Below are 14,697 nucleotides of genomic sequence, written 5' to 3'. Positions count from 1 at the left end.
TTGTTTAACTCGGATCCAGTCGATAAGACAATAATTTAAAATCGGGAGTATACGTAAACGTTCCATAAATCGTATTCTTTCCGTGCAGGAGGTAATCGAGAATATGATAATCCCCTTCAGCCATCGGCAAATTCTTGATGTCTTCAATCGGATGCCACTTGATTTTTCCTTCTTCTGATTCCTGAAGATTGACTCCGTCCGCTTCTGTGGCGAAGAACGAAAACATCATCCACTCCGAAACGATTTGATCTCCGTCTTTGATGATGAATGTGAAGACACCTTTTAGATCGGGATTTTTCAAATAGATGCCCGTTTCCTCGCGATACTCGCGGATGACGGCGTCCCGGATCGATTCACCGGACTCCATCTTTCCACCCGGGGCGACCCACCAGTTCCTTCTTGGCTTTTGGAGAAGGAGCACCTTGTCTCCATCCAGATACAAACAATTTGTGACACGCTGCACTGCCTTCACCTCAATCTTGATGATTCGGGAGCGATGGAAGCATCAGTCCCAGTTACAGTCATTCTCATTCCTTACATTATACTATGATTGGAGACAAGCTACAATGTCTCCGCTTCAGGCTGTCGATTGAAATCGAAAGATATTGGGACAAGTTTTGACACGCTGGGGAAGCTTCATGGACAGGTACAGGTACCCCGCGGACACTATAACAGGAAAAAAAAGCAAAAAAAATAGACACAGGCGAGTCCTGTGTCGTCTACGGGATTTATTACTTAAAAGGGGGTCAATTTCTTATTTTCTATATTACCCGAAAATTGTTTCACTAGTGTTACAACAGATTTAAAACGGTATTACGGAATTGTTAATGTTTCGAAGGCGGTTTTACAAATCTCCCCGAATTCCCACGAATCCTGTCAAAACAGGGTTAAAAGTCATAGTTCTTCAAAATTTGATCTGTGATTAACTCATAGCCTTTTCCGTTTGGATGAAGGGAATCATGAAAATAGTTTTCCTTGGACTTCCCTTTGAATAATGGATTCGTCGATACGTACTTCACATGTTCATGTTTTTCCGCTTCCTTCTTCATCGACTTATTCCAATCGTCCACGTACGCTTCAATTTTATCACTGTCTTTGTCCGGATACGGATTGTATAATCCCAGGACGATGATGTCCGCGTCCTTGCTTGCTGTCCCGACAATATTCAGGATTTTATCCAGATTGTCTAGATAGTCCTTTTTTGCATCCATGATCTCATCATGGTGCAGGGGGAACAGATCTCCACCGTTGTTCTTGATAAGATCATTGGTTCCGATATTGATGATATATACATCCGCTTCACTTAAATCCTCGGCAACCTGGGGCTTGACGATTTGACTCAGTAACTGATCCGACTGCTGCCCTGGCACTCCAAGGTTTTGGAAGTTATACGACATCTTGGTATGTTTTTTATTTACTTTTTCTTCTAAACGCCCGATATACCCTGCTTCCTTTTTATCACCATATCCATAGGTGAGGGAATCCCCCAATGCGATGACGCGCTTTTTCGAGGATGACTCGGTCTCATCGGCAAAAAAGCTGAAATAGACGATTGGGATAAGAGCAAATACGGCAATGACCGCCGCTAATTTAACTATTTTCATTGTGATCCGACCTTCCGCGATAAACTGGGATGACTTTCATAATAGTCGTTATTCCCTGTTGAAAGGGTTATAATCCTGTTTATTTATGGAAGATGATTGTAGGGGGATCCGGTTTGCAGCTTGTTTGATATTTGGAGAGGGAAAATGGTGTGGCTGTGGGGTTTTTGGAGGATACGAGGCTTTTTTATTTGGGATGGGCATAGTTGAGATGAGTTTCTGGTGGTGTAGAGTATTTTCGGCATACTTTCATGGATATTAGCGGGCGGTCATTTTGGAAAATCCAGCCGATTTGGGCGAAAATCCGGCCGTTTGGGGAGAAAATCCAGCCGAAAAGGGAAAAAATACAGCCGTTTCTCGGCAGAATCCAGCCGAATTCAGGACTAATCCAGCTGTTTTACTTTTTTTACCACAAAGACAATCACAAAAGCACAAACCCCGAACCCAACGTTTTGCCGACTAACCAACCCCCACACTCCCCACAGAGGTCCGTCCCTCCTCACTTCTTCTGAACCCCGAAGCGGGCATTCAGCTGGCCCTTGATCATTTTTTGCTTGGCTTCTTTTCTTTCTTTCCTGGTTAGTTCATGTTTGATTTCTTTGGTCGTGACCCCTTCTTCACGCTGGTCGGCGATATCCATCAGGCGTTCCACGTCAGAGAAGGAGTATTTGCGGTAGCCACGGTTTGTACGCTCCGGAAAGATCAGGTTCTTCTCTTCGTAGTAGCGGATCTTCCTTTCGGTCAGTCCTGTCAATTCACTTACGACCCCGATTGATATCACTTTTTTATCCTTATAGGAAGGTTCATTCTCCACGTTCGCCTCATCCTCCTGAGCAGGGAATATCTTGATTATACACGCCCTGCCAGGGGATTTGGACTGTTATGTTAGAAAACCTCACAAAGATCTGAATTGGAAGAAAGGTTCCAGGTAGGAGATTTTTTAAGAAAGACTATCTATTGGGTTGTTTCCATTTGATTATTATCACTCCAGATATTTCTCATTCTCTCCGTTGCTTGTTTTGCCTCCTCCACCACTCCTGAAATGATTTCTTTTACAGTTTGAATTTCGCGGATTCGTGCTACGGATTGTCCACATGAAAACACACCGGCATCGAGATCTCCTTCATTGAAGACCTTTGCAGACCTCTGACCTGAGATGAAAGGTAAGAGCTCTTCCAATGTAGCTCCCCCGCTTTCTGCCTCCAGCACTTTAAGGGCAGTCGCATTTTTGGCTACTCTCGAAGTTGAACCAATTGTTTTCTGAATCAATGCAGTATCTACTTCTGAAGCCTGTAACATCCACCTCTTCACATTGTCATGGATCATAGCCTCCTGAGAAGCCAGAAATCGCGTACCCATTACGATTCCTTCTGCCCCCAAGGCAAGCATCGCCGCCAATCCGCGTCCATCAGCGATCCCACCGCCTGCAAGGACAGGGATAGATACTGCCTCCACTGTCTGAGGAACCAAAACGATATTCCCAACGTCCTCCATCCCGGGATGACCCCCGGCTTCAAATCCCACTACCGTTACGGCATCGCAACCTACCCTCTCGGCAGTCTTGGCATATTTTACTCCTGCGACTTTGTGGATAACGGTTACGTTATGATCTTTTAATACTTTCATATATGGTTCCGGATTTCTGCCCGAGGTCTCCACAATTCGTATCCCTTCATCCAGCAATACATCAATATACGCCTCGTTTGGCATTTTCTTTACACTTGGAAACAGGTTGATATTCACCCCAATCGGCTTCTCTGTTAATTCCCGGGCCATTCGAATTTCTTGACGCAGCTCTTCTGCCGTTGCAAAAGTGGCAGAGGTCATAATACCAAGCCCCCCTGCCTCTGAAACAGCAGCTGCTAAAGGAGCACGCCCAATTCTATACAAGCCTCCGCAAATAACAGGGTATTGAATGTTCAGCAGTTCTGTTATACGTGTTTTCATCTTTTTTCCTCCTCCTAAAATTCAATTCTCCTTGTCACCTTTCATAGATTTTCTTACAATGGTCCTTCTTAAAAAGAAGAAGCATGCCCCACAAAAGGCATGCAACCAGGATACACAGGATACACAGCAGAATCGAGAAACGCTTGAGGGAAAGTTTAAACTTTCCACGTGTTCATCCGGGTGAATCCTTATTCATGAATACTTAATATTAGAATTTTCAGATAAATCATTATGCAGTTCAACCTTATTTTTAGCTATTGACGGTTTCACAAAAAGAGCAAACAATATTCCAAAAACCAGAACAAGAACGGCCATAGACATGATCGATAAGTTATAACCTGCAATTTTATTCGCTCCAGCAAGTCCAATGATATAACCCGTTAACATAGGAGCGATGATCCCAGCGATATTACCTGAAGAAGTTAAAATACTCGTCATTAGCGCACCTCGTTCAGGCCATTCGTTAATCATAACGGTAGGCCCTATGGGTAGAATTGCGTACGTTAAGCCTTTAGCTAAACACATAGCGATGATGACCCATACCGGATTTTGAAAAATAGTAATGGATGCCAGAAGTACAGCTCCCATTATCATGGCTCCAGCAACGACAAATACCCTGGATACCCGCCAGTTCTCACTTTTCTTGAATAAATAATCCGACAACATTGACACTCCTGTATAAATAAGGACAGAAACAATTCCAATTACGGCTACGCTGTATCCCATTTCTGACGGAGACATCTTTACCGCTTCTACGAGATAAATGGGTAACCAAACCGAAAACCAGACAACGAGGATATAAGTTGAAAAATAAGCCAGTGTTGTAAATAAAGCAGAAGGAGAACCAAGAAGCTTCAAAAAATCCTTTACGTTTATTTTACCAAGTTTTTCTTTCTTTTTCTGCTGAACATCCTGATATTTTTTCACTGGACTTTCTTTAGTGAAAAATTGAAATAAGAAGAACCATACGATGCTCGCCACCCCAAGGCATGCGAAGGCTGATTTCCATCCTAATTGGGTGATCAAGAAAACGAGCAAGGGTGCCGCAATCATAGCTCCAACAGTTCCACCAGCCACTACAACAGAATTGGCAAATCCCCTTTGTCTTGGTGGAAACCATTTATCTGCGTGATTGTAGGCCACTGGACTGAATGGGCCTTCGAATGCCCCCAATAAAACCCGGTAAATAACGAGCAGTGGCAAAGCAGCAATCGCTAACACACCAAACTGCAGGATGGCCCAGGTTAACATTAATAACCCAAGGACCTTTTTGGCCCCGATTCGATCTGCCCATGCAGCTCCAAAGATGCCTGTTACAGGATATAGCCAGTAATAACTGCTTCCTACAAGCCCCCACTCTGCATAGGATAAATCCAGCTCTTTCATAATGGGAAGAGCTGCAAGCCCGATGATAGATTTATCAGCGAAATTTATCACTGCACCGAAAAATAACATTAGAAGAACAAACCACCGCATATGAATCCCTCTTTTCTTCGTTTTTATTTTTTTAGCCGGAACGTTGGAATGATTGAAGGAATATGAAATGCACATCTTTTTCACGACTCTCTCATTTCTGTAAACGCTTACTGATAGAGCTAAAAAAATCACTTATCCCGGACCAGCTTGAACGTTCCAATTCCCTTTGCCAGGATATTCCCCTGACTATCCTTGATTTCCCCTTCAGTGAAAGCCAGTTTATATCCTTGCTGAAGTACTTTTGCCTCTGCGAAAATTTCTCCTTCGGAAATGCTTGAAAGATAGTGTACGGTTAAATTCGTTGTCACTACTTTTGCTTTTGTGACGGATCGGGTGACCATGCCGAGAATATAATCCAGCATGGTTGCATGAACACCGCCATGAAGGGTTCCATTTATATTAAGCAAGTATTCTTTAATATCCAGCTTGATTTTCACATTTCCTTCTTCAAAATGCACGATTTCAAACCCTATATGCGAAAAAAACGGGTTATCTTTAAATTTTTCGCGAATGTCTTCTATTGTAATTGGCAACGTTCGCCTCCCCCTTTTTATCTGCTTTGGTACTCTGGTTTTCGTTTTTCCAGAAATGCCGTCGTTCCCTCTCTTTTGTCTTCTGAAGAAAAGAGGACAGCCTGAGCAAGCTTTTCAATCATCAATCCTGTTTTCATGTCCACGTCGGATCCCAGATTTACCGCAATTTTAGCTAACTTTACAGCTAAAGGGCCTTTTGACAGGATTTGACCCGCCACTTCTTCTACCTTTTCTTCAAGGTCTTCGGGCTTGGTTACTTCTGATACAAGACCGATTCGATGCGCCTCTTCCGCATCTATCAACTTGCCCATCAATATCATTTCCAGGGCCTTTCCTTTCCCGACGATCCTGACGAGGCGCTGCGTTCCTCCCGCACTGGGGATGATGGATAGATTAAGTTCAGGCAAACCAAGCTTGGCAGTTGTTGAGGCGACGCGTATGTCACAGGACATGGCTAATTCACATCCGCCCCCCAAAGCATACCCATTAATCATGGCAATGGTAGGCTTCTCGAAGGACTCTATGAGATTGTACACATCCTGCATTCCGCCTTTAGTTAACGCATCAAGCGCCGTTTTTTCACGCAGCTGGCCAATATCAGCTCCCGCCGCGAACGATTTATTTCCCTGTCCCGTAAAGACCAGACATGCTACCGTTTCATCTTTCCTTATATTCTCTAAAGCCTCTGTTATTTCATCTAACGTTTCCTTCGTCAGGGCATTTCTCTGTTCAGGGCGATTGATCACGATATAAGCGAGCTGCCCTTTTTTGATCACGTCTATATTTGCGAATGTCATCATAATTATATTCCCTCCATTCTTCATTTTTTTATCGTTCAAGTATTAACGCAATGCCCTGTCCTCCGCCTATACAAGCTGCTGCTAGCGCACGTTTTGCATCACGTCTTTCCATTTCATATACTAACTTTGTAATGAGCATGGATCCTGTAGCTGCGATGGGATGACCGTGAGCAATGGCCCCTCCATTTACATTTACCTTGTTCATGTCCATGGATAGTTCCCGCTGACAAGCAAGCACCTGGGCAGCGAACGCCTCATTAAACTCAATTAAATCGAAATCGCCAAGGGACAATCCTGTTCTTTGCAGCACTTTTTTCACAGCAGGGACTGGACCGATCCCCATTGTATTAGGGTCTACTCCCGCAACAGCCCACTCCTTCACTTTCGCTAATACAGATATTCCCTTTTCATTGGCACGATCTTCAGACATAAGTACAACGGCTGACGCTCCGTCATTGACACCGGAAGAATTCCCCGCCGTTACACTTCCTCCTTTTTTAAACACGGGAGAAAGCTTTGACAATCCTTCTAGTGTCGTATTCGGACGAACATGTTCATCTTGATCGAAAAGATAGGATTCTCCTTTTCTATTCGTAATCGAAATAGGGACAATCTGTTCCTTAAACCATCCATTATTGATCGCTTGGGACATCTTTTGTTGGCTTTCAAATGCAAATAAATCCTGTTCTTCCCTCGTTACTTCATACTTTTCCGCCAAATTTTCCGCTGTGATTCCCATCGGGGGATCCCCGATGTGATCGGGTGACAGTTTTCGCTTTACAAATTGAGGGGGCATTCGATCGTACGGCCTGCTCTGTGGCGCAAGTAAATATGGTGAACGTGACATGCTTTCCGTTCCACCCGCAAGATAGACCTCTCCGCGCCCTGCCCTGATTTGATCAGCGGCAAGACCTATGCTATTCAATCCTGAGCCACATTGACGATCGATGGTCATGCCTGGAATGGATAGAGGTAAACCGGCTTCAAGCAGCGTCAGCCTTGCCATATTCCCTCCCCCGGCCAGACAGTTCCCAAAGATGACATCCTCAATATCCTCTCCTCTTATATGGGCACGCTGAATCGCTTCTTTCATCACAGCAGCTCCATATAAAGAAGGATCCATATTGGCGAGGGTTCCTCCTTGTTTCGCAATAGCGGTCCGAACGGCAGATACGATAACAGGCTGTTTCATAATATCCTCTCCTTATTGAATCTAATAAATGGTCTCAATCATAATGGCCATCCCCTGTCCGCCACCTACACAAAGAGTGGCAATACCATACCTTTCCTGTCGCTTGATCATCTCGTGTAATAAGGTGGTGACGATACGGGCCCCGGTTGCTCCCACAGGATGACCAAGGGCAATCGCCCCTCCGTTTACATTCACTTTGTTTACATCCAGGTTCAGCTCGCGGATGACAGCCAACGCCTGTGAAGCAAAGGCTTCATTCAGTTCAAAAAGCCCGATCTCTTCTACTGCCTTACCTGTCCTTTGCAGTAGTTTCCTTACAGCCGGTACCGGACCGATCCCCATCACTTCGGGAGAAACTCCTGTCGTTGCCCAATCGACTACCTTCACAAGCGGTTTAATGTTTAATCGTAAGGCTTCACTTCTCTTCATTAACACCAATGCCGAAGCCCCGTCATTTCGACCACAGGCATTGCCGGCTGTGACCGTTCCATTTTCTTTGAAAGCGGGCTTTAAACCAGACAATTTTTCAATGGTTGTTTCCGGGCGGGGATGCTCGTCGCGATCGATCGTGAAAGTTCCTTTTTTATGCTGGATCGTAACCGGGACCATTTCCTCTTCAAATGCTCCTCTTTCCATTGCTTTAGCCGTTCTTTCTTGACTTTCTACTGCAAAGGCATCCTGATCTTCTCTTGAAACATGATATCTTTCCGCAACATTTTCCGCCGTGATTCCCATCCCGAGTCTGTGTCCATAGATTTCTTGTGGCTGCTGCCCATTTTCTGTATTGGAATCTACCAGGATGGACCGGTCTCCCCCAAAACGGGTATTTCTCAAATATAGAGGTGCACGACTCATACTTTCTGTTCCGCCTGCCACGACGATTGTCCCATGATTGGATTCCAGCTGTTGGACAGCTGAGGCGATGGCCTGCATGCCGGATGCACATAATCGGTTGACGGTGAAGGCCGGTGAAGTCTCCGGTATTCCTGCCCTTAATGCCGCTACTCTCGCAACATTCGAGGATTCTGTTGATTGCCTTACCTCTCCCAGAATCACTTCACTGACCTGCTCAGCCGCGATATCGGCTTTTCTTATCGCCTCTTCTATCACAAGACTCGCTAGATGACCCGAGCTGATATCTTTCAGCGCGCCTCCATAGCGTCCGATCGGTGTCCGGACAGCACTCACAATGACAATCTCTTCCTCCATCTTCTCTCTCCCTCTGCTGTCGTCAGCTATACTCTTTCTTTAATTGTCCAGCTATGATATTTTTCTGAATTTCAGATGTTCCTTCATATATTCTTGTGATCCTGGCATCCCTGAAAAAACGCTCAATCGGATAATCTGCGATATACCCAATTCCTCCGTGAACTTGAACAGCTTTATCGGCCACGCGATTGTATACTTCTGAACCAAAGAGTTTCAGCATGGCCGCTTCCTTTATCACTCTCATCCCTTCATCGACCATCCAGGCTACCCGATATGTAAATGACCGCAGTGACTCAACATCCACCGCCATTTCAGCTATCATATGAGATACGGCTTGATGTTCAAAAATGGGAACATCAAATTGTATCCGTTCCTGCGCATACGTTGCAGTTAAATCCAGAAGTTTCTGACACGAACCAAGATTTCGGGCTGCCAATCCGGCACGCCCGTTCGCCAGGATTTTTAGTGCGTTAACATATCCCTGTCCTTCTTCTCCCAATACGTTTTCAACAGGTACTTCACAATCTTCTAAAATGATTTCAGCTGAATGGGATCCCCTGAGCCCCATCTTCCGCTCCACTGCCCCGACATGAAACCCCGGGAAATCTTTTTCTATAATGAAGGATGTAATGCCCTTCGCACCCTTATCCGGATCTGTCACAGCCATCACCGTGAATATATCCGCTTCTGTCGCGTTTGTAATATAATGCTTCGTACCGTTTAAGATGTACTTGTCTCCCTTTTTTACAGCCGATGTCTTTAGATTCGTGGCATGAGAACCTGCACCAGGCTCAGTCAGCGCAAACGCCCCGATTTTTTCACCCCTTGCCATGGCAGGCAAGTACTTACGCTTCTGTTCCTCGTTGCCCATTTCTACAATACCGACCGTCCCGATCCCCGTATGAGCCCCGATCAGAGTGGTATAACCGTTGTGTGTAGCTCCAATTTCCTCATATAGTGCACATTTTCCCACCATCCCGATGCCAAGCCCCTCATAGGCTTCCGGAATGCTTAATCCGAACAGGCCAAGTTCTTTTGACATTTCTTTGATCCGGTCGGGGATTTTATCCTCTTGTTCGATCTGCATTGCCACAGCCTCTACTTCTGTTTGGACAAAATCACGTACACCTTTTTTCAAAAATTGAATGTCTTCGCTTAGACGAAAGTCCATCCTGTTCACCTCTTTCACTATTGTTTGCTATATTCGTAGAAACCTCTGCCCGTTTTCCTGCCTAATCTTCCCGCTTTCACATACTTTGTCAGAATAGGGCAGGGACGATAGGTTTCACCCAGTGTTTTATAGAGATACTCCATATTACGGAGCCTCGTATCCAATCCGACTAAATCCGCTAACTCCAAAGGCCCCATGGGATGGTTCAGTCCCAGCTTCATCGCTTTATCGATGTCCTCGATACTCCCGACGCCTTCCATTACCATCTTCATCGCTTCGTTGCCGATCAAGCAATTCATGCGACTGACGGCAAAGCCGGGAAATTCGTTGATCCTGACACATTCTTTCCCGATGGTTTCTCCGAATTGAAAACTTTTAGCCACCGTATCTTCGGATGTTTCCAATCCACAGATCACTTCAATTAATTTCATTCTTGGAACGGGGTTAAAAAAGTGAAGGGCGATACATTGAGGAGGTCTGTTCGTTTGAGCTCCAATCTCAGTTGGACTCATGGTAGAAGTATTGGTTGCCAGGATGGCATGCTTAGGCGCGTATTCATCCAATTGCTTAAAAATCCCGACCTTTAATTCCATTACTTCAAGAACCGCTTCAATGACTAAATCAGCTTGTTCAGCCGCTTCCTGAAGATGTGTCGTATATATAATGCCTTGGCCATACGCGTTTGCCTGTTCGGCTGTCAGGAATTCTTTTTGTACTGCTTTTTGAAATTGGCTGTCTATATACTCTTTGCATGCTTCAAGGGTATGAGAATGAATATCCTGTACGGCAACCGATAGTCCGGCCGCTGCGCACGTGTAAGCGATCCCCCGCCCCATCGTTCCCGCACCGATGATGGCAACGTGCTTGATCATGTTCACGCCCCCTTTCCGTTTTTGAATTTTTCTTCTGGCTTATACCCGGACGCTAGAATGGTCGTAGGTGTAAAATCCTTTTCCTGTTTTCCGTCCCAATTCCCCTTTTTGGACTTTCTCCTGCACGATCTGAGCCGGCTTGTCGGCTTCCTTTCCACTTTCTTGATATCTTTGCATCCGCACAAAATAATTTACATCAATGCCTGTCAAATCCATGAGGGCAAAAGGGCCAATCGGATGGTTTAACGCTTTTGTACATACCAGATCGATTTCTTCATGATCTGCATATCCGTTTTCCAATAAATACACGGCTTCATCCATTAATTTTCCCAGGATCCTGTTGGCAATAAATCCTGAAATCTCTTTTTTTAGAAGAACAGGTACTTTTTGAATCTTTTTGACTACCTCCACTGCAAGTTCCGCTGTCTCATCAGATGTATGAGGTCCCCGTACCACTTCGACCAGCTCCATCACCAGGGCCGGATTGAAAAAATGTACGTTGCACACTTTTTCTGGCCTGTTTGTCACATCGGCAATCTTCGAACTGACAATGGTTGAGCTGTTCGTTGCCAGGATGGCATGCTTTGGAACGATCTGATCCAGTTTTGCAAAGAGTTCCCGTTTAGCCTCTAATTTCTCGACGATTGCTTCAATCACAAAATCCGCCTGCTGAAGATCTTCCAAAGAAGAGGAAAACATCATTCGGCTAAAGGCGTCCCCCACCTCTTTTTCTGTTAATCTACCTTTTTGGATCCTTCTATCCATATGGCCTTGCAGAGAGTGTTTGGCCTTTGTAAGACTTTCATCACTCACGTCATGCAGAATAACCGAATACCCGCCCAAGGCACACACCATGGCAATTTGTGATCCCATTGCGCCAGACCCGACGACACCTATTGTTTTAATCTCGCTCATTTGCACGCTTATTCTCCTCCTTGTTTCGTTCCTCTTGAACCAACAGCCTCTTTAACAGCTTGCCGACTGTATTCCGAGGGAGCGACTCCCTTATTTCAAACTCCTTTGGCACTTTATAACGTGTTAGCTTCATATAACAATGACCTTTGATTTCTTCTAAATCCACTTGACAATCATCTTTGGGAACAATGTATGCCTTTACAATTTCTCCGCTGGCTTGATCCGGAATTCCGACAACAGCCGCTTCCTTCACATGGGGATGTTCATACAAGATACTCTCCACTTCCTGAGGATAAATGTTGAACCCGCCTACAATCACCATTTCTTTCTTTCTTCCGACAATGTAAAAGTAACCCTCTTCATCCATGGTGGCCAAATCACCTGTGAAGAGCCATCCGTCCCGTAAGGAGCGACTCGTTTCCGTCTCATTGTTCCAATAGCCTTTCATGATTTGGGGTCCTTTAATGAGTAATTCCCCCACACAATTGGCCGGCAATTCCTGCCCATTCTGATCCACGATCATACAATCTGTACCCGGCACCGGAATTCCGATACTCCCTATCTTCCTCACACCGGTAGTGGGATTGCGATGAGTGGATGGAGACGCTTCAGACAAGCCAAACCCTTCTAATATGGCTGATCCCGTTAAAGACTCAAAACGTTTAATAATTTCAATTGGAAGAGGGGCAGACCCACAGGAGCATAGTTTAATACAGTCCAACCCGTAGTCCTCTACTCCAGGATGATTCACAAATGCACTGTACATTTTTGGGACCCCGGGAAAGTAAGTGGGGCGGTATTCGCGAATATTCTCCAACACATTCTCTATTTCAAATTTCTTGATCAGGAGCACCGCCCCCCCGATGTACAACCCAAGGTTCATGGCGCTTGTCATGGCATACACATGGTACAGTGGTGTCGCAGTCAATACGACTTCCTCTCCCAGGAGCATGTTCCCGCCATACATATATTGACTTTGAACGACATTGGCCATCAGGTTGTAGTGGGTCAGAACCGCTCCCTTCATCTTTCCGGTCGTCCCTCCGGTGTACTGGATAACCGCTACATCATCATGGATTGATACAGGAGCGGGCTTATCCAGGGAATGGGAGGAATGTTTTAACTCTTCTAAGCTGTGAAACCCGGAGCCTTCGTCACTTTTTTCCGATTGTGAGACAAAGACATGACGGAATGTATAAATTCCGGATACTTCCTTAACAGCTTGGATTGCCCCCGGATCCACGACTAGATAGGTTACTTGGGAATCGCTTACCAGCTGGAGGAGTTCTCTGGCCGTATACATTGGATTAATCTGTACGACAATCAGCCCAAGTGCCTGAGCAGCATAATAGGAAATGATATAATCAGGGTGATTCGAGAGCATGAGGCCGATCCGTTCCCCTTTGCTTGCGCCGAGACTTCTCCAGGATGCCGCCAAGCGATCCACTCGATGCTTTAGTTCACGATAGGTCATCTTTTGATGTTCATAGATGATGGCTGTACGCTCTCCGTATTGTTCCGCTGACTTTTCCAAAATGCTATACAAGGGAATTTCCGGCACTTGAAACTCCTTATTGGTTGGATAAAATTTACTCCACGGCCGATCTAATAAGTTTTGCAAAGAGATTTCACCTTCCTCTTTCATTCAGCTCTATATCACATAGAGACTGGCTTTTTTAACACTCCTGTAAAACGTTCCGGGCAATGATCAAACGTTGAATTTCGTTTGTTCCTTCGTAAATTTTTGTAATACGTGCATCTCTATAAAAACGTTCCACCGGATAGTCGGATACATATCCCATCCCACCGTGGATCTGAACGGCCTTGTCGGCTACTCTGTTAAATACGTCCGACGCAAATAATTTGGCCATCGAGGCCTCTTTCACCACTTTTTTGCCTTCATCAATCTTTTCTGCTGCCATCATGGTCAACGTCCTTGCCGCTTCTGTTTCTGTTGCCATGTCTGCGAGCATCCATTGAATCGCTTGATTATCAGCGATCGGCTTACCGAACTGAATACGCTCTTTGGCATACCCCGCTGATAATTCAATTAACTTATCACATGATCCGACTGCTCTGGCAGCTAAGCCAACACGGCCTTCTCCCAATATTTTTAGAGCTGACATATATCCCATCCCCACTTCACCGATGACATTTTCTTCGGGGATGATACAATCTTCAAAGATGATTTGAGACGTGTATGAACCTCTCAGACCCATCTTTTTGTCTTTTTTCCCAATGATCAACCCAGGGAAATCCTTTTCCAATAAGAAAGCGGTTATTCCGCCTTTCGCTCCCTTATCCTTGTCCGTTAAAGCAAATACGGTAAATACATCGGCGATCGGACCGTTGGTAATGAAATGTTTGGTGCCGTTCATTACCCAATAATCGCCTTTCTTCTCTGCCCTCGTTGCTAAATTCGTCGCATCGGATCCCGCGCCGGGTTCTGATAAGGCAAACGCACCGATCTTATTACCCGCAGCCATGTCAGGTAAATATTTATTCTTCAAGTACTCTGATGCTAATTTCACAAGTCCCGTGCTTCCGATACCTGTATGCGCGCTTATTAAGGAAACAAACCCGTTATGAGTCCTTCCCAATTGCTCAAGTACATTGGCCTTTTCTACTGTATTTAATCCGATTCCACCGTACTCCTCGGGGATGCTGATCCCAAACAGACCCAACTCCTTTGCCTTTTCTACTAAATGATCGGGAATCGCGTCTTCTTCTTCGATTTGCTGTGCATATGGTTCCACTTCTTTTTCTACAAAATTACGAATCATACTTTTCATTTGCTGCATTTCTTCTGTTAATGCTACCGTCATTGGTCATCTTCCTTCCTCAACAAGTTTCACTTTTATATTTGCAAGAAGTGTGCCAACTCTTAAAATCGCTGCTTTAAGCGGACTCTTTCAAACGTAAAACCGAAAAGATTCAATTTTGAATCGAAATAAACCGTTTAGAGGAAAAGTTGCTGTTTC

Annotated in this window: 15 protein-coding genes; 1 reads left to right on the top strand and 14 read right to left on the bottom strand. The window is 45.0% G+C overall.

The annotated features are described in order from the left end of the window. Positions 1 to 4: 4 nt before the first annotated feature. Entirely contained in the window at positions 5 to 463 is a 459-nt protein-coding gene (locus CN378_RS11415; RefSeq protein WP_098352016.1) for an 8-oxo-dGTP diphosphatase, read from the bottom strand. A 424-nt stretch (positions 464 to 887) separates the two neighbouring features. Continuing rightward, a complete protein-coding gene (locus tag CN378_RS11410) occupies positions 888 to 1,604 on the bottom strand; it encodes a GDSL-type esterase/lipase family protein (protein WP_098352015.1) in 717 nt (238 codons plus the stop codon). A 271-nt stretch (positions 1,605 to 1,875) separates the two neighbouring features. On the opposite strand from CN378_RS11410, the gene CN378_RS22320 reads away from it, so the two are divergent. Then, positions 1,876 to 2,064, top strand: a complete 189-nt coding sequence (locus CN378_RS22320) for a hypothetical protein (protein ID WP_142323596.1) — start codon at positions 1,876 to 1,878, stop codon at positions 2,062 to 2,064. A gap of 36 nt (positions 2,065 to 2,100) precedes the next feature. Here the strand turns inward: CN378_RS22320 and CN378_RS11405 are convergent, their stop codons facing one another. From CN378_RS11405 to CN378_RS11350, 12 genes are all read right to left on the bottom strand, one after another. Continuing rightward, the gene (locus CN378_RS11405) at positions 2,101 to 2,415 is read right to left on the bottom strand and encodes a MerR family transcriptional regulator (protein ID WP_098352014.1); all 315 of its coding nucleotides are present in this window, start codon (positions 2,413 to 2,415) and stop codon (positions 2,101 to 2,103) included. Positions 2,416 to 2,555: 140 nt separating this feature from the next. Continuing rightward, positions 2,556 to 3,548, bottom strand: coding sequence for an NAD(P)H-dependent flavin oxidoreductase (locus tag CN378_RS11400; protein WP_098352013.1), 993 nt, complete (start codon positions 3,546 to 3,548; stop codon positions 2,556 to 2,558). Positions 3,549 to 3,740: 192 nt separating this feature from the next. After that, entirely contained in the window at positions 3,741 to 5,024 is a 1,284-nt protein-coding gene (locus CN378_RS11395) for an MFS transporter (protein ID WP_179884880.1), read from the bottom strand. Positions 5,025 to 5,152: 128 nt separating this feature from the next. Further along, positions 5,153 to 5,557, bottom strand: coding sequence for a PaaI family thioesterase (locus tag CN378_RS11390; RefSeq protein WP_098352011.1), 405 nt, complete (start codon positions 5,555 to 5,557; stop codon positions 5,153 to 5,155). Positions 5,558 to 5,574: 17 nt separating this feature from the next. Continuing rightward, positions 5,575 to 6,354, bottom strand: a complete 780-nt coding sequence (locus CN378_RS11385) for an enoyl-CoA hydratase/isomerase family protein (protein WP_098352042.1) — start codon at positions 6,352 to 6,354, stop codon at positions 5,575 to 5,577. A 31-nt stretch (positions 6,355 to 6,385) separates the two neighbouring features. Next, positions 6,386 to 7,552 carry a thiolase family protein gene (locus CN378_RS11380; protein WP_098352010.1) on the bottom strand — a complete coding sequence of 389 codons (1,167 nt, stop codon included), beginning with the start codon at positions 7,550 to 7,552 and terminating at the stop codon, positions 6,386 to 6,388. Between the two features lie 18 nt (positions 7,553 to 7,570). Then, positions 7,571 to 8,758: a thiolase family protein gene (locus CN378_RS11375; RefSeq protein ID WP_098352009.1), complete on the bottom strand. Its 1,188-nt coding sequence runs from the start codon at positions 8,756 to 8,758 to the stop codon at positions 7,571 to 7,573. A 22-nt stretch (positions 8,759 to 8,780) separates the two neighbouring features. After that, positions 8,781 to 9,929: an acyl-CoA dehydrogenase family protein gene (locus CN378_RS11370; protein WP_098352008.1), complete on the bottom strand. Its 1,149-nt coding sequence runs from the start codon at positions 9,927 to 9,929 to the stop codon at positions 8,781 to 8,783. Positions 9,930 to 9,946: 17 nt separating this feature from the next. Then, positions 9,947 to 10,801: a 3-hydroxyacyl-CoA dehydrogenase family protein gene (locus tag CN378_RS11365; protein WP_368731159.1), complete on the bottom strand. Its 855-nt coding sequence runs from the start codon at positions 10,799 to 10,801 to the stop codon at positions 9,947 to 9,949. Positions 10,802 to 10,840: 39 nt separating this feature from the next. Next, positions 10,841 to 11,722, bottom strand: a complete 882-nt coding sequence (locus CN378_RS11360; RefSeq protein WP_098352007.1) for a 3-hydroxyacyl-CoA dehydrogenase family protein — start codon at positions 11,720 to 11,722, stop codon at positions 10,841 to 10,843. Next, a complete protein-coding gene (locus CN378_RS11355; RefSeq protein WP_098352040.1) occupies positions 11,703 to 13,337 on the bottom strand; it encodes a long-chain-fatty-acid--CoA ligase in 1,635 nt (544 codons plus the stop codon). The genes CN378_RS11360 and CN378_RS11355 overlap by 20 nt, the downstream gene beginning before the upstream one ends. Positions 13,338 to 13,392: 55 nt before the next feature. After that, a complete protein-coding gene (locus tag CN378_RS11350; RefSeq protein WP_098352006.1) occupies positions 13,393 to 14,541 on the bottom strand; it encodes an acyl-CoA dehydrogenase family protein in 1,149 nt (382 codons plus the stop codon). Positions 14,542 to 14,697: the final 156 nt, after the last annotated feature.

It is taken from the genome of Bacillus sp. AFS015802 (genome assembly GCF_002561455.1).
Classification (GTDB): Bacteria; Bacillota; Bacilli; order Bacillales; family Bacillaceae_B; genus Rossellomorea.
Note: the sequence above shows the minus strand (reverse complement) of the source record. Positions and strands in the feature narration are given on the sequence as shown.

Bases quoted from the DNA above. Each gene is read 5' to 3' on its own strand.
- CN378_RS11370 (WP_098352008.1), bottom strand. From the start codon at position 9,929: ATGGACTTTCGTCTAAGCGAAGACATTCAATTTTTGAAAAAAGGTGTA.
- CN378_RS11365 (WP_368731159.1), bottom strand. From the start codon at position 10,801: ATGATCAAGCACGTTGCCATCATCGGTGCGGGAACGATGGGGCGGGGG.
- CN378_RS11400 (WP_098352013.1), bottom strand. From the start codon at position 3,548: ATGAAAACACGTATAACAGAACTGCTGAACATTCAATACCCTGTTATT.
- CN378_RS11410 (WP_098352015.1), bottom strand. From the start codon at position 1,604: ATGAAAATAGTTAAATTAGCGGCGGTCATTGCCGTATTTGCTCTTATC.
- CN378_RS11375 (WP_098352009.1), bottom strand. From the start codon at position 8,758: ATGGAGGAAGAGATTGTCATTGTGAGTGCTGTCCGGACACCGATCGGA.
- CN378_RS11395 (WP_179884880.1), bottom strand. From the start codon at position 5,024: ATGCGGTGGTTTGTTCTTCTAATGTTATTTTTCGGTGCAGTGATAAAT.
- CN378_RS11385 (WP_098352042.1), bottom strand. From the start codon at position 6,354: ATGACATTCGCAAATATAGACGTGATCAAAAAAGGGCAGCTCGCTTAT.
- CN378_RS11350 (WP_098352006.1), bottom strand. From the start codon at position 14,541: ATGACGGTAGCATTAACAGAAGAAATGCAGCAAATGAAAAGTATGATT.